Source organism: Gordonia aquimaris, from assembly GCF_026262595.1.
Taxonomy (GTDB): Bacteria; Actinomycetota; Actinomycetes; order Mycobacteriales; family Mycobacteriaceae; genus Gordonia; species Gordonia tangerina.
In genome coordinates this window covers 112,200-134,696 of the sequence record NZ_JAPKFM010000014.1, presented here as the reverse complement: position 1 = coordinate 134,696, position 22,497 = coordinate 112,200, and the positions used below count along the sequence as shown (strand labels likewise).

Annotated in this window: 16 protein-coding genes; 5 read left to right on the top strand and 11 right to left on the bottom strand. The window is 67.9% G+C overall.

What is annotated here, in order from left to right:
• Positions 1 to 276, bottom strand: a 276-nt coding sequence (locus tag OSB52_RS14460; RefSeq protein ID WP_266062391.1) for an MlaD family protein, incomplete at its 3' end; no start/stop codon positions are given.
• A gap of 355 nt (positions 277 to 631) precedes the next feature.
• Here OSB52_RS14460 and OSB52_RS14455 point away from each other — a divergent pair.
• On the top strand, positions 632 to 919 hold the full coding sequence (locus OSB52_RS14455; RefSeq protein ID WP_266062390.1) for a hypothetical protein: 288 nt from the start codon (positions 632 to 634) through the stop codon (positions 917 to 919).
• A 184-nt stretch (positions 920 to 1,103) separates the two neighbouring features.
• Here the strand turns inward: OSB52_RS14455 and OSB52_RS14450 are convergent, their stop codons facing one another.
• Entirely contained in the window at positions 1,104 to 4,058 is a 2,955-nt protein-coding gene (locus OSB52_RS14450; RefSeq protein WP_372512435.1) for a UPF0182 family protein, read from the bottom strand.
• Between the two features lie 270 nt (positions 4,059 to 4,328).
• On the opposite strand from OSB52_RS14450, the gene OSB52_RS14445 reads away from it, so the two are divergent.
• On the top strand, positions 4,329 to 4,967 hold the full coding sequence (locus OSB52_RS14445; protein ID WP_266062403.1) for a PPA1309 family protein: 639 nt from the start codon (positions 4,329 to 4,331) through the stop codon (positions 4,965 to 4,967).
• Positions 4,968 to 5,076: 109 nt separating this feature from the next.
• On the opposite strand, the gene OSB52_RS14440 is transcribed toward OSB52_RS14445, so the two are convergent.
• A complete protein-coding gene (locus OSB52_RS14440; protein ID WP_266062387.1) occupies positions 5,077 to 6,117 on the bottom strand; it encodes a YlbL family protein in 1,041 nt (346 codons plus the stop codon).
• A gap of 126 nt (positions 6,118 to 6,243) precedes the next feature.
• Here OSB52_RS14440 and OSB52_RS14435 point away from each other — a divergent pair, with 126 nt between their 5' ends.
• The 3 genes from OSB52_RS14435 (at position 6,244) to OSB52_RS14425 (ending at position 10,157) form a co-directional block, all read left to right on the top strand.
• Positions 6,244 to 7,761 carry a zinc-dependent metalloprotease gene (locus OSB52_RS14435; RefSeq protein ID WP_266062385.1) on the top strand — a complete coding sequence of 506 codons (1,518 nt, stop codon included), beginning with the start codon at positions 6,244 to 6,246 and terminating at the stop codon, positions 7,759 to 7,761.
• Positions 7,762 to 7,829: 68 nt separating this feature from the next.
• A complete protein-coding gene (locus OSB52_RS14430) occupies positions 7,830 to 8,774 on the top strand; it encodes a hypothetical protein (protein WP_266062384.1) in 945 nt (314 codons plus the stop codon).
• A 66-nt stretch (positions 8,775 to 8,840) separates the two neighbouring features.
• Positions 8,841 to 10,157 carry an ABC1 kinase family protein gene (locus tag OSB52_RS14425; RefSeq protein WP_266062383.1) on the top strand — a complete coding sequence of 439 codons (1,317 nt, stop codon included), beginning with the start codon at positions 8,841 to 8,843 and terminating at the stop codon, positions 10,155 to 10,157.
• An 18-nt stretch (positions 10,158 to 10,175) separates the two neighbouring features.
• Here OSB52_RS14425 and OSB52_RS14420 read toward each other — a convergent pair whose 3' ends face one another.
• The 8 genes from OSB52_RS14420 to OSB52_RS14385 all read right to left on the bottom strand — a co-directional run bounded on the left by OSB52_RS14420 (position 10,176) and on the right by OSB52_RS14385 (position 22,484).
• The gene (locus tag OSB52_RS14420) at positions 10,176 to 10,466 is read right to left on the bottom strand and encodes a WhiB family transcriptional regulator (RefSeq protein ID WP_266062381.1); all 291 of its coding nucleotides are present in this window, start codon (positions 10,464 to 10,466) and stop codon (positions 10,176 to 10,178) included.
• Positions 10,467 to 10,651: 185 nt separating this feature from the next.
• Positions 10,652 to 10,885: a hypothetical protein gene (locus tag OSB52_RS14415; RefSeq protein WP_235724584.1), complete on the bottom strand. Its 234-nt coding sequence runs from the start codon at positions 10,883 to 10,885 to the stop codon at positions 10,652 to 10,654.
• A 156-nt stretch (positions 10,886 to 11,041) separates the two neighbouring features.
• The gene (locus OSB52_RS14410) at positions 11,042 to 13,096 is read right to left on the bottom strand and encodes an ATP-dependent helicase (RefSeq protein WP_266062379.1); all 2,055 of its coding nucleotides are present in this window, start codon (positions 13,094 to 13,096) and stop codon (positions 11,042 to 11,044) included.
• Positions 13,097 to 13,150: 54 nt separating this feature from the next.
• Positions 13,151 to 13,435 carry a mycoredoxin gene (locus OSB52_RS14405; RefSeq protein ID WP_266062376.1) on the bottom strand — a complete coding sequence of 95 codons (285 nt, stop codon included), beginning with the start codon at positions 13,433 to 13,435 and terminating at the stop codon, positions 13,151 to 13,153.
• A gap of 78 nt (positions 13,436 to 13,513) precedes the next feature.
• Positions 13,514 to 14,446: an NAD(+) diphosphatase gene (gene nudC, locus OSB52_RS14400; protein WP_266062374.1), complete on the bottom strand. Its 933-nt coding sequence runs from the start codon at positions 14,444 to 14,446 to the stop codon at positions 13,514 to 13,516.
• Positions 14,446 to 15,474, bottom strand: coding sequence for a potassium channel family protein (locus OSB52_RS14395; RefSeq protein WP_235724587.1), 1,029 nt, complete (start codon positions 15,472 to 15,474; stop codon positions 14,446 to 14,448). The genes nudC and OSB52_RS14395 overlap by 1 nt, the downstream gene beginning before the upstream one ends.
• Before the next feature lie 79 nt (positions 15,475 to 15,553).
• Positions 15,554 to 18,952, bottom strand: coding sequence for an ATP-dependent helicase (locus OSB52_RS14390; RefSeq protein ID WP_266062372.1), 3,399 nt, complete (start codon positions 18,950 to 18,952; stop codon positions 15,554 to 15,556).
• Complete coding sequence (locus OSB52_RS14385; RefSeq protein ID WP_266062371.1) at positions 18,945 to 22,484, bottom strand: ATP-dependent helicase; 3,540 nt, start codon at positions 22,482 to 22,484, stop codon at positions 18,945 to 18,947. The genes OSB52_RS14390 and OSB52_RS14385 overlap by 8 nt, the downstream gene beginning before the upstream one ends.
• Positions 22,485 to 22,497: the final 13 nt, after the last annotated feature.

Sequence of the window (22,497 nt, the reverse complement as noted above, 5' to 3'; positions counted from 1 at the left end):
TTCCGGACCACCCGAATCCAACTCCAACGCCACATCCACACCGTCATCGGTCAACGACAACTGCCCGACCCGACCCACCGGCACACCCCGATACGTCACCTCCGCATTCGTGAAAATGCCACCCGAAGACGGCATCGACGCGGTCACCGTATAGATGCCGATACCCACGACCCGCTCCACGTGGACGTACCGGACACCGGCATAGGCGGTAGCGAACAGCCCGATGATGACCACGGCCGCGATCTGTAGACGCGCCAGCCGAGACAGTGGTGGCATGCGCCCGCCTTCCCCCGAGTTCAGTGCGGCGCCGACAGCGCCGCAGTCACCTTACTGAGCGGTCAGCTCCGACGCAGCCGTGCGTGGCGAACGCCAGCACGGTCGGCAACCATGCGGCGCGTCACACAGCCGTGGTCGACACATCCCTGTTCGGCGCAGCGGTCATCTACGCGACGCTGGCGAGTCGGCTGGGCGCCGCAGCCCGCTCATCCCCGACGACAGCGACGCCGAAAGCAGCGCCACCTCGCCCAACACCGGTCCTGAACGGTAAACAGGCCAATCCGGGATGTGACAGACATCACAGCGAGGTATTCTGGCGTCACAGCTACCGCTCATAGCGAGACGAGGAGGAACGATGGCATCTCACCACCTACCCCACCACGAGAGCCACGGAAATCATCCGATGAGCGTTCTCGGATACCTGTTGGTGCTCGGCGGGTTCGCCAGCGCAGCGCTGTGGTTGGTCTCGATGGCCGGCGGCAATGTGGTGCCCGCCATCGTGTTCGGTCTGATGATGATCGCCGCGTTTGCCGGTGCGACCGCGATCTTCATGACGCTGACCCACGGCCACCACCACAGCCCGGTCCTTCCCGACAACACCGAGGCCGAGCTCGGCCGGTACCGCAGTCGCTACCGCGAGTGAGCTAGCCCCGCGGGACCCGTCGGGCTGACGCGGGCCCGACGGTTCGCGCGGTCCGACTCGCCTCGCGCGGTCCGTCTCGCCTCGCGCGGCCCGTCGACGACCTGCGCCAACCGAACCGACCCGCACCAACCGAATCGGCCCGCGTGAGCAGAGCGCTCACGCGGGCCGGTTCGGTTGTAACTCGCTAGTTCGGCAGCGACTCGTAGGCCTGTACAGCCTGGTTCAGCTGGTCGAGGGCTTCACCGTAGGCGGTGAAGTTCCCCGAACTCTGCGCCTCCGCCAGTGCGTCGAGCGCTTCACTGATCGCCTGCAGCGCCGCATCGCGCTCCTGGGTCGAGCCTGCCGCAGGCGGGGTCGCCTGCTGCTGCTCCTCGGCCGGCGGCTGCCCGTTCTCCGTGGGCGTTTCCGGCTGCGGAGCGGTCTCGCCGGGCACCAGCGCGGCCCCCTGCGGGTTGATGCCCACCTGTGAGAGCGCGCCCGCCGTGGTGGGCGCGTAGCCCACTCGGTTCTCGTAACGGGTGATCACCCGGAACAAGCGCGGATACGTACCCTCACCGCGTGCCTGCGCATACATCGGCACCACGTAGAGGATTCCGCTGTTACCCACCGGCAGCGTCAACAGGTTGCCGAACATGACGTCGACGTTGCCCTGGAAGTTGCGTCGACTCTCGGCGACGCGATCATCCTGCTGCATCGGGTTGAACGCCTGGCGCGGACCATCACGCTGGATGTTGGTCGGAATGGTCTTGACCGTGATCTGACCGTAGTCGGTGGGATCCGACGACACCGTCATGTAGGCACCCAGGATCGGGCGGTTCAGGCGGGTCAGCACCGACGTCAGCTGGAAGGACGGCTGACCGTTTTCCGGCGAGGACGCCACGAAGAAGTACGGCGGCTGATCGAGGCCCTGCGCGTCGGCGTCCTCGTTCGTCGGGTCCGACGGCACCGACCAGAAGTCGCTGCCCTCGAAGAACTGCTGCGGGTTGGTGACGTGGTACTTCGTCAGCAACGAACGCTGGATCTTGAACAGATCCTCCGGATAGCGGACGTGATCGGCCAGCGATTCCTGCTGATCGAACTCCGCGCGCGATTTCACGGTTCCGGGGAAGATGTTCATCCACGTCCGCAACACGGGGTCCTGGTCGTCGAACTGATAGAGCGTGACCTCGCCGGTGTAGGCATCAACGGTGGCCTTCACCGAGTTTCGGACGTAGGAGACGCTGCGATTGACCTGAGTGCGCCCGGTCTGGCCCTGGTTCAGTTCCTGCGCGTCAGTCGTGGCCGCCTGCAGGGAGGTGCGCTGCGCGTACGGGTAGTTGTCCAGCGTCGTGTAACCGTCCACGATCCACTTGATCGACCCGTCCGCCATCACGGCCGGGTAGGTCTTGGAGTCGACGGTCAACCACGGCGCGACCTTCTTGACACGGTCGCGCGGGTCTCGGTCGTAGAGCAGTTTCGAATTCTCGTTGATCTCACCGGAGAGCAGGAAGTTGCGCTCGGCGAACCGGATCGAATAGAGCAACCGGTTGAAGTAGTTGCCCAGCGACACACCGGCATCGCCCTGGTAGGTGTACGTCGAGTCCTGCGTGTCGTACTCGCGGGACTGGTCGCTGTTGGAACCGACGATCGCGTAGTCGGGGTCGACCTGCGAGATCAGCTCGCCGAAGTAGATACGTGGCTGCGTGACCTTGATCGGCGCCTCGTTCTGATATTCCTCGGTCTGGTAGTTCGACAGATCGCTGACGAAGAACACCGGAGAACCGCCACCCTCGACGTCGTCGGAGGCCGGTTGATTGACCCGGTTGGCCGGCGCCGCGACGAAGCCGTTGCCATGGGTGTAGACGAGGTGCTTGTTGAGCCAGTTCGTCTGGTTGCCGACCAGTCGCGCAGGATCGATCTCGCGGACCGCGACCACGAAATCGCGCATCTCGCCGTCGATGTCGTAGCGATCCAATGCCAACTGTGTCGGGAACCCGTAGAAGTTCTGTCGCTGCTGCAACTGCGTGAACGCAGGCGAGACGATGTTCGGGTCCAGGATGCGGATGTTGGACAACGTCGGCGTGTCCGCGTCCACCGACGGCTGGTTGACCGGTTCGGCCGTCCAGTTGGGTTGGGTGGTCACCTGTTCCGGACCTATCCCATAGGCCTGTTCGGTGGCGGTGATGTTTCGCGATATGTACTCGGACTCTTTCTGTGCCGCGTTCGGCTTGACCGAGAACTGCTCCATCGCCAGCGGCCAACCCACGCCGATCACCAACGCGGACAGCAGCATCAACGCGGTCGCCAGCGCCGGTACCCGCAGATCCCGCAGCACGATGCCGGCAAAGAACGCGACCGCGCAGATGATGGCGATGGCCATCAGGATCAGCTTCGACGGCAGCACCGCATTGATGTCGGTGTAGCTGGCGCCGGTGAAGATGTCCTGCTTGCGCTGACTCGAGAGCAACGAGTAACGGTCCAACCAGTAGGCGGCCGCTTTGAGCAGCAGGAAGGTTCCGGCGAGCGCGGCCAGCTGGATACGGGACGCGTTGGAGAACGACGGTCCGTTGCCGTTGGCGCCACCGCCGGTCAGCCGGATGCCCCCGAACAGGTAGTGCGTCAGCAGGTTCGCGAGGAAGGCAATCACCACGATGACGAACAGCAGGTTCAGCACCAGCCTGATGAAAGGCAGGTCGAAGGCGTAGAAACTCACATCGATGCCGAACTGCGGGTCGGTGACGCCGAACTGCTCACCATGCAAGAAGGTCTGCACCGTGGCCCACGACCCCTGCGTCACCAGCCCGGCCAGGATGCCGATGATCACGGCCGGAACGATGGCGAACCACCGGGTACGGCCCATCACTGTGCTGCGGTAGCGCGCGAGCGGATCATTGGGTCCCGAGGCCGGCACGAACACCGGACGCGAACGGTACGCCATCGCGATGGCGCCGAAGATCAGCAGCCCGACCACCAGCGTGGTCACCAGGAACAGGATCACGCGGGTCCACATGACCGTCGAGAACACCCGCGTGTATCCGACGTCGGACATCCACAACCAGTCGGTGATCAACCCGACCAGACGGGGCCCCACCAGCAACAGCACCAGGATGCCGACGCCGATCCCGATGGCGATCTTGCTTCTGCGCGACAGTGTCGGCATACCAGCCGGCCCGCGAACGCCCACCTGACCCACTCTCCAAAGTTCTCATTCCGGACATCGGCCCGACCGGCGTGGACGCCCGCCTGACTCGTGCACCCAACTGTACTGGTCGGCTCCGGACAACGATCGACTGCGCCACACGGGCGCCGAGTACCGCTTCGTTCCGCGCCATATCGAGATGGCCGTCACGTGCTGCCGGATGTGCACGACACCCCGCCAACGATCGACCGACGCGGTGAGTTCCGCGTCACACCGACGCGAAACGGCAAGATGGGGGCCGTGACCGACGATTCAGGCCCCGCCAGCGACCCCGCCACGCTGTCCGTCGACGATCTCGGTGCCGCCCTGCGCGACATCGTCGAGTTCGTCGACCCGGCGGGATGGGGACAGCCACCGATGCTGTTCGCCCTGGTACCGACCGCGATCCTGGCGGCCTCACAGCCGGGCTTGATCGCCCCCGACGACGACTCCGTCCTGAGTCCGATCGCACAGGAACCCTTCCCCCGCGACACAACCGCCGACGTTGCGGCGGTGGCCTCCCGAGCAGACGAGGCGACATCCGGGGACACCGACCGCTCAAAGACCGACCTGACGGCCGATATCGAACGAGCACTGGCCACCACGAGTTGGCCTGCCGCGGTCGCCGGAGCGGCGTTGATCCAGGAGATCGTCGTCCTGCCGCCCGAGGCCGAGGGCACCGACACCCTCTCGGGAGCAGCCGCGCACCCCGAACGCCGGGTGGCGCGTCTCATCGTCGGCGCGCTGCGCTCTGGGACCACCCTGGGTCTGCTGCATCTACGTCCGGACCCCGCAGACGACGTCACCGATGGCGACATCGAACTGCTCACCCGCCACGACCTCGCCGCCGAGCTGCGGACCGCGCTCGCGCACACCTTCGACGAGAGCTGATCGCCACTCCACTCCGTGCGGAGCCGGCGACGATTCGCATCAGACGTCGATTCGTATCAGTAGTCGGCGTCGACGGCGCCGACCCGTCAGTTGGGGAACCCTGTCGATCTCAGCAATGCGGCGCCGACCGGCCGGCACCGATCGCGTCCAACGCGTCGACCGCACCGTCCAGGTTCGCCACCTTGACCAGGGTGAGACCGTCGGGCGCATCGGATACGGCTTCGGCACAGTTGCGTTCGGGAACCAGGAACACCGATGCACCGGCGTCGCGCGCCGCCCGGGTCTTGTGGGTGATTCCGCCGATCGGGCCCACCACCCCATCCTCGGTGATGGTGCCCGTGCCGGCGATGAAGTCGCCGTGGGTCAGCTCTCCCGGGCTCAGACGGTCGATCACAGCGAGCGTCAACATCATCCCGGCCGACGGACCACCGATGTCGCCGACGTTGTAGGAGATCTTCAACGCCGGGTCGGCATTGACCACCTCCGGGGTGACACCGAGGTAGCCGACCTCCGGGTCGTCGGGCCGAGCGGCCAAGGTGACCGTCACCGACTGCCGCTGTCCGCCCCGATCGATGGCGATGGGCACCGAGTCGCCGGGTGCGCGGGACATCACCGCCTCCTGTATCTGCGCGGTCGTCGACACCGCCTGCCCGTCGACGGCCAGGACCTGATCACCCACCTCGAGTTCGGCGGCTGCCGGACCGCCGTCGGCGACTGAGGTGAGCACCAGCTTGGTCGGGCGATCCAGGTAGCGCAGTGCCGCCGCGGTCGCACTGTCCTCGGACCCGGTCATCTCCTGCTGGTTCTGCTCGCGCACCTCGTCGGGACTCTGGTCCGGTGGGAACAGCCGGTCGCGCGGCTCGAGGCTGTAGGTGCCCGACATCCACATACCCAACGCCTGGAACAACGACATCCCGTCGGTCACCGAGACCGTGGTCAGGTTGAGGTTTCCGGTGGTCGGGTCGGTGGGCACACCGGTGATGTCGACGACCGGTTTGTCGTCGAGCTCGCCCAGGGTGTTGACGGTGGGACCCGGCCCCAGCGCGACGAACGGGACCTGCACGGATGTACCGATGAACAGCAACGCCACGAACACCACCGCCGTCACGGCGACCGTCGCGAGCCGGCGGTGACCGGGCTGAAGACTCATTCCGCTCACAGTAGTTGACCTCCCCGACGGCGATCGGGGCCGCCGGTCCGGCCTCGGCGTGGCACCGTGAGCCGCCTACGCTCAAGGCGAACGCCTCCCCGGACTGCGGACGGTACCGTGGAGACCATGAATGATCTGCCCTTCGGCTTCTCCCCATCCGGTGATGGAGATGATGAGCGCCGCGCCGAGAACGAGCGCCGTAAGGATCAGTCCGGGTCCGGTGAATCCTCCGGCGGCACCCAGAATCCCTTCGGATTCGCCCTCGGCGGTGAGGGTTTCGATCCCAGTTCGTTCGATCCAGCTCAATTGGGCCAGATGTTCTCCCAATTGGGCAGCATGTTCAGCGGCATGGGCGCCGGGATGACTCCCGGCTCCGGCGGTGGCGGCCCGGTGAACTACCAGGTCGCATCGAATCTGGCGCGCCAACAGATCGGCAACTTCACGCCGGTGCTGGACAAGGAGACCAACGCTGTCACCGACGCGGTCCGCCTGGCCGAGGTCTGGCTCGATGATGTCACCACCTTCCCCAGCGGGGTGCGTCAGTCGGTGGCGTGGACGCCGGTGACGTGGCTCGAAGAGTCGATGCCCACCTGGAAACGGCTGTGCGATCCCGTTGCCGAGCAGTTGTCGCGGACCTGGGAGCAGAATCTTCCGGCCGAGGCCGCCCAGTTCGCCGGACCGATGATGGGCATGCTCACCCAGATGAGCGGCATGGCCTTCGGCACCCAGCTCGGTCAGGGACTGGGCCAGCTCGCGAAGGAGGTGCTGACCTCGACCGACGTCGGGTTGCCCCTGGCTCCGGAGGGTGTGGCGGTCCTGTTGCCCGAGGCGATCGCGAAGTTCGCCGAGGGCCTCGAGCAGCCGGCCCAGGAGATCGTCGTCTTCCTCGCCGCCAGGGAAGCCGCGCACGTCCGGCTGTTCAGCCATGTCCCGTGGCTGCGCCAACGGCTGCTGTCCACGGTCGAGGAGTACGCCCGTGGGATCAGCATCGATTTCAGCGGCATCGCCGACATGACCTCGGGTGTCGATCCTCAGGAGCTGCTGTCGAACCCGGCCAAACTCGAGGAACTGATCGGTTCGTCGGCATCCTTCGAGCCGACCACCACCCCGGAGCAGCAGGCGGCCCTCGCGCGCCTCGAGACGCTCCTCGCCCTCATCGAGGGGTGGGTGGAGCAGGTGGTGTCGACCGCACTGGCCGACCGCATCCCGAGCGTCGGCGCGCTGACGGAGACGATGCGCCGCCGACGCGCCTCCGGTGGCCCCGCCGAACAGACCTTCGCCACCCTGGTCGGCCTGGAGCTGCGGCCGCGGAAGGTGCGCGAGGCATCGGCCCTGTGGCGACAGCTGCTCGAGGCCGGGGCCATCGCCACCCGTGATGGGGTGTGGGCGCACCCCGATCTGATGCCCGACGCCGAAGATCTCGACAATCCCGCCGCCTTCATCGACGGTGTCATCGGCGGCGGCGTGAGCTCGTTCGACGATCCGATCGCCCAGCTCGAGGCCACCCTTGCGCAGGAACGCGCCGAGAAATCCGCCGACGGGGCCGACGGTCGCGAGCCCGCGGACGACTCCGGCGCGGGAGACAACCCAGCCGGCAAAGACACGGACCATGAGGACGGCGGCCGCGACGGTAATTCTGCATAACCTCCTCGGCCCCCTGCGCCTGTGGACAACTCCGGGGCATCCGGACCCATAGGTGGCACAGTGACGCCATGTCCGATCGAGGTGTCCGATGTGCGGTTCCGGCAGGCGAGGGTGCGGAGGAGCCGGATGCACCGGCCAACGTCGCAACTCTGAGCCTGCCGCTGTTGCGTCCGGGCACACCGGTGCTGGTGCGGCCCGGCAACCGTGTCCATGTGGGCAGCGACCCACACGGGAGCCTCGTGATCGACGTGCCCTCGCCAGTGCGGGCCGCCGACGTCGCGGTGTTGCTCCGAGGATTCGCGGTGGTCACACCGGTAGCCGAGACACAACGCAGGGCACGCGCGATCGGGTTGACCGTCACCGACCTCACCGACATCGTCTCGCACCTGACCGCGGCGGGCCTCGCGACCATCCCGGCCTCGGGTCCGGCGGCCACGAGCTTGCGCATTGCGCTTCACGGTGAGGGCCCCCTGGCCGATCTGCTGATCACCTCGCTCACCGAGTCGGGTCTGGCGCCGCGCAGATCGGCGCGGCGGCCGCCGGTGGTCGCCGTCGACGGCTGGACCGCGAACCTCGTGGTGCTCACCGACTACCTCGTGCATGATCCGGAGGTCGTCAACGCGCTGATCGACGCGCGGATCGCGCATCTGCCGGTACGTGTACGCGACGGGGTGGGTGTGGTGGGTCCGTTGGTGTTGCCGGGCCTGTCGAGTTGTCTGCGTTGCGCCGATCGCCACCGGGCAGACCTCGAGCCGGACTGGCCGATGTTGGCGGCTCAGTTGGTCGCGCAAATCGGATTCGGTTCGGCCGGCATCGTGCGCGGCACGGCCGCACTCGCCCAGTCACAGATCGAGCAACTCGGGACGGCGCTGTGGTCGGATCGCACTGATCGTGCACCCGAGTTGATCGACCGGGCGCTGGAGTTCCATCCGGCCCCGGCCCGCCTGGTTGCGACCAGATGGCCGCCACATCCCCTCTGTCTGTGCCGACCGGCGGCGGCACGGGCAGGGTGATGCCCACGTGTGGCGGCGACCGGGTGCAGCGTCTGGTCCTCTATCCTGTGGTGGGGAAAGGACGCTATGAGTGACATCGCTCGGGGACAGGGACGGCGCAACGCAAGACTGGCGTCACTGCCCATCGGAATGGCCGGTCGCGCTGCGGCCGGACTCGGCAAACGCATGGTCGGCCGGGACAAGGACGAGGTCCAGCAGGAAATGCTGGAACGCGCCGCCGAACAACTCTTCTCCGTTCTCGGGGAATTGAAGGGCGGCGCGATGAAGGTCGGCCAGGCCATGTCGATCATGGAGGCCGCCATCCCCGACGAATTCGGGGAACCGTTCCGCGAGGCCTTGACCAAATTGCAGGCCGAGGCGCCCCCCATGCCGGCACCGAAGGTGCACAAGGTGCTCGATCAGCAACTGGGCACCAAATGGCGTGACCGCTTCCGCGAGTTCTCCGACGAGCCGGCGGCGTCGGCGAGCATCGGCCAAGTCCACAAGGGAATCTGGTCGGACGGTCGCGAGGTGGCGGTCAAGGTCCAGTATCCCGGCGCCGATCATGCATTGAAGGCCGACCTCAAGACTCTGTCGCGGATGTCGGGTGTGATCCAGAAACTGTCACCGGGCACCGACGTCAAGGCGATGATGGACGAACTCATCGATCGCACCGAGGCAGAACTCGACTATCTCGGCGAAGCGGACAACCAACGTGCGTTCGCGAAGGCCTTCGATGGCGACCCGGACTTCGTCATCCCCAAGGTCGTCGCCAGCGCACCGAAGGTGATCGTGTCGGAATGGCTTGTGGGCACACCTCTGTCGAAGATCATCGTCTCGGGAGATCAGGAGACCCGCAACGACGCGGCCGCCAAGATGGCCACCTTCGAAGTGAGTTCGCCGTTCCGAGTGGGCCTGCTCCACGGTGATCCGCATCCGGGCAACTTCTTCATCACCGCCGACGGCCGGTTCGGCGCCCTGGACTTCGGCGCCGTCGGACACTACCCCAATGGTCTGCCCAGCGAAACAGGACAGATCCTGCGTCTGGCCCGCGACAAACAGTACGAAGAACTCAAAGACCTGATGGTGCGCACCGATTTCATCCTGGCGTCGCGCGCCGATCGGGTGAGCGCAGCCGACATCGAGGCATATCTGAAGCCCTACGTCGATCCCCTGTACACCGAGTCCTTCCACTTCACTCGCAAGTGGATGCAACGAGCGGCCGGCCAGGCCACCGATGTTCGCGGCGATGTGTACAAGACGTCACGAAACCTGAACGTGCCCAAGAACTATGTGATGGTCTTCCGGGTGTTGGCCGGCTGTGTCGGGATCGCATCGCAGCTCGAGGCGGACGCGCCCTACCGGGCGATCATGGAGAAGTGGGTGCCCGGACTCGCCGACTGAGTCCGGACACCCCACCTCTCACGCGGCGTTCTTGCGGGGGCGGCCACGGGGACGCTTCCGCGCAATCACCGCGCCTCGCTCGAGGATCTCGCCGCCCCAGACCCCCCAGGGCTCGGCGCGGTCGAGCGCGGCCTGCAGGCAGGCCTGCTGCAACGGGCATTCGGCGCACATGGCCTTGGCGCGCTCCAGGTCTCGGGGATCCTCGGCGAACCACAGATCGGCGTCGGCCACCTGGCAGGGCAGGTCCAGGCCGCCGACCGACTCGCGGTCCGCCGAAAGACAGGATTCGAGAACGTAATCGACAGTCATTCTGCTCTCCACATCTGCTCGTGTTTGGTGTGTTGCACCCGAGTCCCGATGTGGATGTCGACTGTGAAACGAAAGCCTCGGCACTCGCCGGTGTCGGACGAGGTCGTCAGAGGTGGTTCACGGTCGTACACAAAGGGGCCACGGGTTTCGCCTCTGCGATTCGCCCGTGGCCCGAAAGGTCGGAGTCAGTGACTCCGCGGATTTCGTATCTGCACGGGGAACCGCTGCGGCGCTCGCGCTGCGGCGGTTGCTTCGCCTGCGGGTGCCTTGGCTACCCGGCCGGCGATCGGATGGACGGCCACCGGCACGCGGGTCTCGTCGACCCAGAAGCGGGCGTGACGGGGTGCATCGATGGCCAGAGCCAGGCTCGGCTGCGCCGCGGGCATTCCGACGAGTGCCGCCTTGATGATTCCGTTCACTGATCCGCTCCTTCCTGTGCTCGAGGGCTTCCACCTGTGAGGTGACCCGTTACGGACATACGAGTCTCTCCCCGTGCTGACGAATCCAGAGTAGGCGGGGCGACGCGAATCGCACAACCTATTTTTGACCTGCGGTTTCGTGTCCTGGACCACCGGTCATCCGCGGCGAGCGCCCCCTCGCGCCCGGACCAACTCCACAACCGCGCCACCCAACTGCTCCAGCTTCACCGGCCCGATCCCGGGGATGGACCCCAACGCCGCGGTGTCGGCCGGACGGCGATCGGCGATCGCCTCCAGCATCGCGTCGGTGAGCACGGCCAGTTCGCCGATACCGCGCTCCTGTGCGTGGTCACGGCGCCAGGCGCGCAGTGCCGCCAGCAGTTCGTCACCCTGCTCTTCGATGCGACAGCTGCCGCACCGGCCACGCACCCGCGACTCCGGGTTCACCAGGTCGGCGCCGCACTCGACACAGCGACCACTGCGTCGCGGGTCCAGTTCGATCCCGTCCAGGAAGCGGGTCCGGCGACGCGTGACGCGACCCGCCCCGGTGCGCGACAGACTCCACGACAGGTACAGATGCACCCGCGCGCGGGTGATGCCCACATAGAACAGCCGACGCTCTTCCTCGATGGCCTCGGCTCCGTTGCTGATCGCCTGTGCGATCGGTACCGATCCCTCGGTGAGCCCGACGAGGAAGACCGCATCCCATTCCAGTCCCTTGGCCGCATGCAGCGACGCCAAGGTGATCCCGGTGCGTTCGGGTGTGTGGCGTTCCTCGGCACGCGTGGTCAGCTCGGACACCAGCCTGCGCAACGACATGCCCGGCTCGTCTGCGAGTAGTTCGTCGACGACGGACATCAACGCCCGCAGGGATTCCCACCGGGCCTTGGCGTGCGGGCCGGCCGGCTCGTCGGCGCCGAGTCCGAGCGGCGCCAGCACCGCGCGCACCACTCGGGCGGTATCGGCGTCCGCCGGCAGATCGTCGCGAGCGGCGACGTCGGTGAGTTTGCGCATGGCCTGCACGATCTCGGTCCTGGTGAAGAATGCCTCGGCGCCGCGGACCTGATAAGAAATGCCGGCCTCGGTCAGCACCTCCTCGAACCGCTCCGATTGCGCGTTGACCCGGTACAGGACCGCGATCTCGGCGGGCGGGGTGCCCGCGTTGACCAGGTGTTTGATCTGCGCAACCACCCCGCGCGCCTCACGCATGTCATCGGCGAACTCGGCCGGCCGCGGGGCCGGTCCCCTATCACGCTGACCGATCAGTTCGAGACGCGTACCCGGGCTGCGTTCCTCGGCCGCCCCGATGACCTGGTTGGCGACGGCGACGACCTCCGGTGTGGACCGATAGTCACGCTCGAGGCGGACGAGGGTGGCCTCCGGGAAGCGACGGGTGAAACCCAGCAGATAGTCGGCGGTGGCCCCGGCGAAGGAGTAAATGGTCTGGTTGGCGTCGCCGACCACGGTCAGGTTGTCGCGTTCGCCGAGCCAGGAATCGAGCAGGCGCTGTTGCACCGGGGTGATGTCCTGGTACTCGTCGACGACGAAACAGCGGTAACGGGCGCGGAAGTTGGCCGCGGCATCCGGCTCGCGCAGGATCTCGCCGGCATAGATGATCAGGTCGTCGAAATCGAGCAACAGGTGCGAACCGTCGCGTTTCGCCGCCTCGTACGCGTCGTAGACCGCGGCGACCACGTCATGACCGAACGGCGCGTCCCGGCCGGCGGTGGCGGCGCGAGCCGGGTAGTCGGCCGGGCTGATGAGCGAGCCCTTCGCCCACTCGATCTCGGTGGCCAGATCGCGTAGCGATTCACTCGTGGTGGTCACCCCGACCCCGCGTGCGGCGTGGGCCACCACCGGCAGTTTGTGATCGAGCAGTTCCCAGGTCAGGCCGCGCGGCCAGAAATAGCGCAGTTGACGGAGAGCCGCGGCGTGGAAGGTCTGAGCCTGAACCGACACCCCCGGACCGCTGATCTCCAACGCGCGCAGCCGCGACCGCAACTCGCCGGCCGCCCGGGTGGTGAAGGTCACCGCCAGAACATGGCCCGGACTCACCTGACCGCTGTCGATCAGGTGAGCGATGCGGCGAGTGATGGTGCGGGTCTTGCCGGTTCCGGCACCGGCCAGCACACAGACCGGCCCACGGGGTGCCATCACCGCCCGCTGCTGCTCGGGGTCGAGACCGTCGAGGATGCGGTGAGGATCGGGCACCGGTTCACTATGCCATCGGTCGCCGACATCGCGAACGGGCCCGCTCCGGGTGGCTCAGACGCCGAGCTTGGCCTTGACATCGGCCACCGACGGGTTGGTCGCAGTGGTGCCGTCGGCGTAGAGCACGGTCGGAACCACGTGGTTGCCGCCGTTGACGCTGCCGACGAATTCGGCGGCGTCCGGATTCAGCTCGATGTCCACTTCCTGCCAGGTCAGACCGAGACTCTTGAGCCCGGTCTTGAGGCGGGCACAGAAACCACACCAACTCGTGGTGTACATGGTCAGTTCGCCGGTGTCGGAAACCCGGGCCGAGGCGTCGTCGTCGATCACGTTGCTCATGTCCCCCATAACAGCACGAATCCCGCTGCTGTTCCCACTCATCGGGTTCGAGACCGGACGGCTCGGTGTCCGGACAGTTCAGTGCTCGGCGTAGGCCCACGCCGTGATCAGCGAACGGGCGATGGAGATCGAGCCGGGTAGCCGGAGTCGGCGTCCGTCGGAGCTGGTGCCCACCGCGCCGTCGCCACGGACCCACTCGCTGCCGTTCTCGAGCGCCTCGATCACCTCGGCACGCTCGAACCAGGCCGCGTCGCCGATCTCACCGTCCAAGAACTGCAGCGGCGTGGCGGGGTCGCCGAGAGCAGAGAAACCGAGCATCAGCGACCGCGGGAACGGCCACGGCTGGCTGCCCAGATACCGCGGCTCGGCAACGGTGATGCCGACCTCCTCGTACACCTCCCGCAGAACACACTGCTCCAGCGACTCACCGGGCTCGACGAATCCGGCGAGCGTCGAATACCAACCGTCGGGCCACACCGACTGTCGCCCCAACAGGACCCGGTCGGCCCCGTCGTGGACGACGGTGATGATCGCCGGATCGGTGCGCGGGAACTCGTCTACACCGGTGTCCGGGTGCCGGCGCACCCAACCGCCCCGCGCCGGTCGGGTGGGCGTGCCATCCACCGGCGAAAACGCCGCGGTGGCATGCCAATTGAGAATACCCAGGGCCGTCACCAGCAGACCTGCGTCGTCGGCGGTCAGCCCGTGGGCGCCGCGGCGCGGATCGTCGGTGCGGCCGTCGAGTTCGCTGACCCGCACTGTCCACAGGTCGCTGCTCCCGACGCCGAGAAACACCGCGTCCACCGGCGGTCGGTCACCGAGGTCGGTGGCCTCGATCCATCGCAGGCCACCGTCGTCGGCCAGCGGATACCGCCCGGCCTGATCGATCTGCAGCACCCGCGCCGTTGGCCAACCCGACTGCATCCGGTCCGGGTCGTCGCGGATCTCGTCGGCCCGGTCGAACCTGGCCTGCGCCAGCAGCGGCGGTCGGGCCAGCGTGAAGTGGGTCATCAGTCCTGACCTCCCTTGCGCACATACAGCAGTCGGTCGCCGACCTCGATTTGTTCGACCTCGCTGTCGTCCACGCGATGCAAGACGCCGTTGCGCACCACCCCGAGCACGAGGTCGCGGGTGTGCGCCGGAGATCCGCCGGTCTCGGTGGGGTCGACTTCGCGTTCGGCGATGGCGTAGCCGGCGTCGGGGGTGAGCAAGTCCTCGATCACCTCCACCACCGACGGGGTCATGGTGGCGATGCCGAGCAGCCGGCCGGCGGTCTCCGACGACACGACAACCGAGTTCGCACCCGACTGACGCATCAGGTGGGTGTTCTCCGACTCGCGGATCGACGCGACGATCTTGGCCCGGGGATTGAGTTCGCGGGCGGTCAGGGTGGCCAAGACGGCGGTGTCGTCGCGGTTGGCGGCCACCACGATGCTCGCCGCATGGGCCACCCCCGCCAAGCGCAGGATGTCGGACTTGGTGGCGTCGCCGCGGACGGTGACAAGCCCGTCTGCGGCCGCGGCCTCGAGCACATCGGCATCGGCGTCGACCACGACGATCTCGGCCGGTTTGATGCCGTCACCGATCATCGCGTCCACCGCGGTTCGTCCCTTGGTGCCGAATCCGATCACGACGGTGTGGTTACGCACGCTGTTCCTCCAACGCTGGATCTTGAGGGCCTGCCGGGATCGCTCGGTCAGCACCTCGAGCGTGGTGCCGATCAACACGATCAGGAACAGCACGCGCAGCGGGGTGATCACCAGCAGATTGATCAGGCGGGCAAACGGGGTCACCGGGGTGATGTCGCCGTATCCGGTGGTCGACAACGTCACCGCCGAGTAGTACAGAGCATCCAGAAACGAGAGCTCCCCGCCTTGGGAGTCCTTGTAGCCGTCCCGGTCGAGGAACACGATCACCGACGTCAGGAACAGGGCGATGACCGCGAACACGACGCGCTTGCCGATCGCCCGTCCCGGACTCTGTTGCAGTTCCGGGATGCGGACGACCCCGACCAGTGCGTAGTCGGGCCCCTCCGACAAGTGCTCGGATCGTAGCCGGCTGCCGAATCCACGAGGTCGTCTCAAATGTGCCGCCGTTCGTTCACGAGGCGAATCTAGCTCATTTCGCGAGCAAAGCCGCGAGTGCAGGCCGATCGGGCAGGTCATCGGGTTCCAGGGTGTAGCCGGACCGCACGTAGTGAAATGCCGCGCGCACCTTCTCCAGCGGGACCCCGGCCAACTGCGCCCAGGCGATCCGGTAGGCGGCGAGTTGCACGAACAGCGACTCGCGGCGGGCCGGCTCGGGCACCGAACCGGTCTTCCAGTCCACCACCAGCCAGCCGCCATCGGATTCGGCGAACACCGCATCGATGCGGCCGCGGATCACGGTGGGACCGATGACCGTCTCGAATGGCACCTCGACCTCGGTGGGGCTGCGCTGAGCCCAGCGCGACGCGAGGAAGGACGCACGCAGCTCCTCGAGGTCGGTGTCGGGAGCCGCGGGGGCGTCGGCCGCACCGGGCAGTTCGTCGATGTCGAGGAGACGGGTGGCGCCGAACCAGCCCTCCACCCAGGCGTGGAAGGCGGTGCCGCGGCGCGCGGTCGGGTTGGGTGCGAATGGGGTGGGGCGACGCAGCCGCCGCGCGAAGGCCGCCTCGTCGGCGTCGAGTTCGACGAGCTGGCTGACCGACAGGTGCGTCGGCAACGCCACGTCGACCTCCGCGGTGTTGATGCGGTGGTGCTCGGCCAGCAGAGCGTCCACCTCGGCGCGCCAGGCGGCGATCTCCCGAGCCGACTCGGTCAGGTCTGCTTCCGAGGTCACCGACGCTCCGGACCCGGGTGTGATGTCAGTGGCCGACGCCTCGAACAGCGTCGGTGTGCCGCGCGCGGCGATCGCGTCTTCCACCAGTCGTGCCGCGGCGTCGACCGCGTCTCGCCGCTCCCCCAGCACGTCCCGAGGCCACGGCGCGCTCACGATCTCGTCGGCCAACGGATTGGTTGCGTCCTGCGCCGGATCGTCGGCGTCGACATCGATCGCCATGCCGGTCGAGTCGACGGTCGGATCGTCGATCGCCGCGGTGACGATCGCGCGGATCTCGGCGAAGAACTCCGACCCACCGCGCGGTCGGTCGCCGCTCTCCGACCAGTGGTGGGCGGAGATCAGCAACGTCTCCTTGGCTCGGGTGAGCGCGACATAGAGCAGCCGCCGGTCCTCTTCGAGCCGGCGCTGCGCGATGGCCTCCTTGTGCTCGGTCAGCGCCACTTCGAGTTCCTTGCGGTCGGCGACCGCGTGCAGGTCGAGCGGCGGGAAGCCCTCCGCGTTCGCACCGTCGGCGAGGTCGCCGCGCAATTGCGCGGGCAGTTCCTTGGCACTACCCAACCAGGTGCTGTCGGCACGTCCGCCCGGAAAGATGTTGTGGCACAGATGAGGCAACACCACGACGTCCCACTCCAGGCCTTTCGCGGCATGGACGGTGAGGATCTGCACGCGTTGTTCGGCGACCTCGATGCGACCGGGCTCGAGCCCCTTCTCGATGGTCTCGGCGGTGTCGAGGAACGCCAACAGGCCGGGCAGATTCGCACCCGACCGTTCGGCGTAGGTGGTCACGTACTCCGCGAATGCATCGAGGTGCTCACGGCCGGTGATGGCACCACGCATCCGGCGCGCCCGGATCTGCGCCTCCACGGCCACTCCGATGGTGTTCTCCACGTCGGCGACCAATTCGGGCAGCGGCTGGCCGATCCGGCGGCGCAGCGACTCCAATTGGGCGCCGAACGTCCGAATACGCCGAAAACCCTCCTCGCTGTATCGATGTGGCTCTCCCGGGTCGACCAACGCATCGGCGATGCCTGCGCGATCCACGATCTCGGTGGGCAGCACCGCATCCAACGCTTTGTCGAGCGCCTCGCGCGAGGCGACGATGCCGTTGGCGGCAGTGAACTCGACGGCTGCGAGCTCGGTGGCCCGTTTCCACAGTGACGCGAGGTCGCCCGCGCCGAGTTGCCATCGGGCGCCGGTCAGCAACCGCATCGCCGCCGTACCGGCCATCGGATCGGCGATCAGGCGCAGCATTGCCACCACGTCCTCGATCTCCGGCACGTGCAGCAGTCCGCCGATGCCGACCACCTCGGCAGGAATGCCACGGCTCTCCAGTTCGGCCGCCAAGGGCGCCGAATCGTCGTTGCGGCGCACCAGGATCGCGGTGGTCGGTGGCGGCTCACCGGCCGCCTCGGCGCCTCGGTAGAGGCGTTCGACGTGTTCGCCGATCCAGCGCCGTTCGTCGACGACGGTCTCGGTGAGGGCGAGGTCGACGGTGCCTGTGGGCGCGTCCGGCCGGGGCCGCAACACACTGACCGGGATGCCGCGGCGCCGCAGCTCTTCGGATGTCTGGTTGGCCAACCGCAGAGCGTGTGCCGAATTACGCCAACTCGTCAGCAATTCCAGGCGCACCGCAGGGGTGCCGTCGGACTGACGGAAGTCGTCGGTGAAGCGAGGCAGGTTGGCCGCCGAGGCCCCACGCCAGCCGTAGATCGACTGGATGGGATCGCCGACCGCGGTAACCGCGACCGATCCGCGCGCCGACCGTTTCGGCGCGCCCGGCGCCACGCCGAACAGTGTGGCGAGCAGAATGCGCTGCGAGTGGCCGGTGTCCTGGTACTCGTCGAGCAACACCGCCTTGAACGAGGTGCGTTCGGCAGCGGCGACTTCCGGGTTCCGCATCACCAGCCGGGCCGCCAGGGACATCTGGCTGCCGAAATCGAGGGCCGTCGCCGCCCGCATCGTCTCACCCAGCGCGATGACCATCGGGATGAGTTCGCGCCGCTCGTCGATGACGTCCTGGATCTTCAGCAACGCCTGAGTCGGGGTGTCGCGCTGACGCGGTCCCTTCGGCAGTGTGTCGATCAGCTGGTATAGGTCGTCACCGGCGCGACGGAGGTCGTCGAAGTCGACCAGGTGCTCGGCCATGTCGCCGTAGAGCTTCAGCACCGCTTCGGTGACGCTGGCCGGCACCTTGGTGGTCTGCAGCTCGCCGGTCCAGTTGGACACCACCGAGAACGCCATCTGCCACAACTCCGTCTCCGACAGGAGTGTGGAGTTGGGTTCCACCGGCAGCAGCAGACCGTAGTCGGCGATGAGCCGCCCGGCATAGGCGTGATAGGTACTCACCTCGGGGTCACCGCCGCTGAGCCGGGCGGCGATGGCACCGTCGACATCCCAGCCGCGCAACGCCGGGGACCCCGCCAGCATCGACAGTCTTCGCCGGATACGCGCGCCGAGCTCACTGGCCGCCTTCCGCGTGAACGTCAGGCCCAGCACCTCGTCGGGAGCGACGAGACCGTTGGCCACCAGCCACACCACCCGAGAGGCCATGGTCTCGGTCTTGCCCGCACCGGCGCCCGCCACCACCAACACCGGCTCCATCGGCGCCTCGATCACCGCGACCTGTTCGGGCGTCGGAGTCGGCAAACCCAGGGCGGCGGCGATCGCGACGGCCGAGATCGTGGACCGCTCAGTCATCGATCACCGTCTTCCCACGAAGCTGGGCCGGGCAGCTCGACGCCAGCGCGCAATGACTGCACCCGGGGTTGCGCGTGGCGGCGAACACCGGACCGACGCTGGCACGGGCGGCATTGCGCACCACCGATATCCACTCGTCGACCTGCTCGGTGCTCAGTGGCTCCTGGACACGTTCGGCCGCGCCGGTGTTCTTGTTCGCCGACGACACGTACACCAGCCGTCCACCGCCGGGCTGCACCGGCTCGGACTGTCCACTCGTCGCCCCGCCGAGGGCCAACGCCAGCTGATAGGTGGCCAGCTGGGCGTGCTCCTGGGCGTCGGCCTTGGTGATCGCCGTCTTGGCCGTCTTCACGTCCACCACCACCGGACGGCCCTGATGATCGCGCTCGAGCCGGTCGATCCGACCCCGCAGCCGCACCGCCATCTCCTGCTCGTCCGCGTCAACCGGAACCGTCGCGTCGATATCGGCCTCCACCCCCACTTCGGACAGCTCGTCGCGTGAGATCCGCAGCCAGTCCCGGAAGTTGGTGAGCATCGCTTCGGCGCGTTCGAGTTCACGGACCGAGTACCACGCCGCGCCGGTGTCCACCCGATCCCAGATGCCGCGCAGCGCGGCGGTGACCTCAGCCGGTTCGATCTGGCCGGCGACCGCCTGGACGAGCGTGTGGACCAGGCTGCCGGTCAGCGCCGGCGTCCCGTCCCCGTCGCGGCCGCCATGACGCTCGAGCACCCATCGCAACGAACACCGGGTCAGCGCCTCGACGTTTGAGGGCGACAACGTCACCGGCCCCCGGTCGGGAGCCCACAACGCGATCTCGGCGCTGGGCCCGCCCAGGCCGTACCAGTCCCGGGGCGCGGCACCAGGGATATCGGAATCCGACAGTTGGGCAAGAAGTTCTGCGGCCGCGCGGGCTTTCTCTCCCGGACCGTCGGGACCGGTGTCACCGACCACCTCGGAGCGCAGCGTCGCCACCAACGACGGCAGCGACAGCACGCGGTCGACCCCCGGGTCCAGAGGCAATTCGGCCAATGCCGTGTCCGCCGTGCCGTCGGCACCGAGATCGTCGGCATCGGGCAGCGCGGTGCCCCGGAACCGACGGATGGCGTCGGCGATCTCGACGACGAACCGCGACGGCGAGGCATCACCGCCGCCGTCCTCCACCGCGGTGACGAGCAGTCGACGACGCGCGCGAGTACACGCCACCAGCAGCAATCGGCGTTCGTCGGCGAGCGCCGACCGCGATCGCGCGACCGTGTCCAGGGCATCCGGGTCGAGACCGTCGAGCAGGTCGACGAGTTGTCCGGTCGCCAGCACGCTGCCACGACTGCGCAATGACGGCCACAGCCCATCGAGAACCCCGGCCACGGCCACCACGTCCCACTCGCGGCCGGCGGCAGCGTGCGCCGAGAGCACCGTGACCGCGTCGTTGGCCGAGCCGGCCAACCGACTGTCCCGCGGAATCTGCAGCGCCGCCAGGTACCGCACGAATCCGGCCGGCCCCGCCGCGGGCAAAGTGTCGACGAAATTGGCGGCGGCCTCGAACATGGCCATCACGGCGTCGAGATCGCGGTCGGCCTGCTCACCCGCCGGTCCGCCACGGATCGCGCTCGCCGCCCACCGTCGTTCCAGGCCGGTGGCCTGCCATGCCGCCCAGAGTGTCTCCTCGACCCCACGTCGAGCGCGATGGGCACGATCGGCGGCCGCTATGACGTCGAGAGTGCGCACCAGCGGGCGGGCCTCGGCCTCGGTCAGCGCCGCGATGTAGCGGGCGGCGACGACAGGGTCGAGCAACGCCCGCCGAATCGCGATCAGCGAATCGGTGGCCGCGCCTCCCCCGCTGCGCTCGTCGAGACGCCGCACACCGCGACGTAGTCGGCGCATCGCGCCGGGATCGGCGCCACCGACCGGACCACCCAGTAGGGCCACCGCATCGTCGATCGTGAACTCATGGTCCGCGGCCGATCCGTCGTCCACCGCCGATTTGTCCACAGCGTCCGGCGCTGCCGGTCCGCCATCCGCCCTGTCGCGATCAGCCGGTTGTCCGGCCAGCTCCCGTTCGGCCGACTCCCGCTGCGCCAGATCCCGCGCGGCCACCACGCGTAGGACACCCATCAGGGCGCCGACGGCCCGTTGGCGATGCAACGGCAGATCGCTGGTGGGCGTCGTCACCGGCACCCCGGCCGAGCGGAAGGCGCGCCGCAACGCAGGCAAGGCCAGCGACACCGACCGCACCACCACCGCCATCCGCGACCACGGCACACCACCGAACAGATGCGCGCGACGCAACAGGTCGGCGACGGCGGTCGCCTCCTTGGCCGCCGAGCTGAAGACCTTCACCTCCGCACCCCCGGGCAATGGATCCGTGTCATCGCCGTCGGCCTCGTCGGTCGGCCTCGGATACGGGTGCGACCGGGCGCCGGGCAGCCGAGCTGTGAGCGCGGCACCGACCGCCGCGATTTCGGGATGGTTGCGGAAAGTCTTTTCCAGCAGAACATCTCGCGGAGTGCCGAGGTCGGTCAGCTCGTCGGCGAATCGCGGACTGGCCCCGCGAAAACCGAACACCGATTGATCGGTGTCCGCTGCGATGATCGTCGAATCCGCGCCCGTCCCGATCAACGTCACCAACGCCGCCGCCTGCGGGTCGAGGTGCTGAGCGTCGTCGACCAGCAGATGCCGAATTCGTCGGCGCTGCCCGGCGAGCAGATCCGGATCGGTCGCAAACGCCGACAGCGCCGAACCGATGAGTTCGGCCGCATCCACCGCGGGCGCCGATGCGCCGGGGGCGTCGGCACCGACTGCGCCGCGCAACAACATGTTCTGCTCGTACTGTGCGTAGGCACGACCGGCCGCCACCCATTCCGGCCGGCGGTGTTCGCGTCCCAGCGCGGTCAGTTCCTCGGGTCCCACGCCACGCTCGGCAGCCCGCATCATCAGGTCGCGCAGTGCCTGTGCGAATCCATCGGTGCCCAGCGCCGGCCGCAGCCGTTCCGGCCAGTACCGGGCGCCGTCCTCGATGTCGCCGGCCAGCAGTTCGCGCAGCACCATGTCCTGCTCGGACCCGGTGATCAGGCGGGGCGGCGGATTGCCGTGCGCGGAGGCCTGCAGCCGCAACACCGCGAAGGCGTAGGAGTGCACGGTGCGCACCAATGGTTCACGCAGCGCGCGGTTCTCGACGCCACCGTCCGCACCCCCCGAGGTCGCCGACAACACCCGTCGGGTGATCTCTTCTCGCAACGAGGCCGCGGCACGTCGGGACGCCGCGAGCACCAGAACGGACTCGGCATCCACATCGTCACGCAACAGCCGCGCGACCGCGGCGTCGACGATGACCGACGTCTTTCCCGTACCCGGGCCACCGTGTACCCGGACAGGCGACCACGACCGCGACGAATCCCGCGTCACCGCCGATTCGATCACCTCGGTGACCTCCGCGGGCCATTGCCGCGTACGGTCGTCGGCGCCCGGTGCCGCGGTCAGTCGGGTACGCAGCGCCGTCCCCGCGGTGGGGTGGGAATCGCTGCGTCGGGCCATGTCCCCATGGAAG

What these genes read in the sequence shown, in the direction of transcription:
- OSB52_RS14455 (WP_266062390.1), top strand. Translation starts at nt 632, where the DNA reads ATGGCATCTCACCACCTACCCCACCACGAGAGCCACGGAAATCATCCG.
- OSB52_RS14450 (WP_372512435.1), bottom strand. Translation starts at nt 4,058, where the DNA reads ATGCCGACACTGTCGCGCAGAAGCAAGATCGCCATCGGGATCGGCGTC.
- OSB52_RS14445 (WP_266062403.1), top strand. Translation starts at nt 4,329, where the DNA reads ATGGGGGCCGTGACCGACGATTCAGGCCCCGCCAGCGACCCCGCCACG.
- OSB52_RS14440 (WP_266062387.1), bottom strand. Translation starts at nt 6,117, where the DNA reads ATGAGTCTTCAGCCCGGTCACCGCCGGCTCGCGACGGTCGCCGTGACG.
- OSB52_RS14435 (WP_266062385.1), top strand. Translation starts at nt 6,244, where the DNA reads ATGAATGATCTGCCCTTCGGCTTCTCCCCATCCGGTGATGGAGATGAT.
- OSB52_RS14430 (WP_266062384.1), top strand. Translation starts at nt 7,830, where the DNA reads ATGTCCGATCGAGGTGTCCGATGTGCGGTTCCGGCAGGCGAGGGTGCG.
- OSB52_RS14425 (WP_266062383.1), top strand. Translation starts at nt 8,841, where the DNA reads ATGAGTGACATCGCTCGGGGACAGGGACGGCGCAACGCAAGACTGGCG.
- OSB52_RS14420 (WP_266062381.1), bottom strand. Translation starts at nt 10,466, where the DNA reads ATGACTGTCGATTACGTTCTCGAATCCTGTCTTTCGGCGGACCGCGAG.
- OSB52_RS14405 (WP_266062376.1), bottom strand. Translation starts at nt 13,435, where the DNA reads ATGAGCAACGTGATCGACGACGACGCCTCGGCCCGGGTTTCCGACACC.
- nudC (WP_266062374.1), bottom strand. Translation starts at nt 14,446, where the DNA reads ATGACCCACTTCACGCTGGCCCGACCGCCGCTGCTGGCGCAGGCCAGG.
- OSB52_RS14390 (WP_266062372.1), bottom strand. Translation starts at nt 18,952, where the DNA reads ATGACTGAGCGGTCCACGATCTCGGCCGTCGCGATCGCCGCCGCCCTG.
- OSB52_RS14385 (WP_266062371.1), bottom strand. Translation starts at nt 22,484, where the DNA reads ATGGCCCGACGCAGCGATTCCCACCCCACCGCGGGGACGGCGCTGCGT.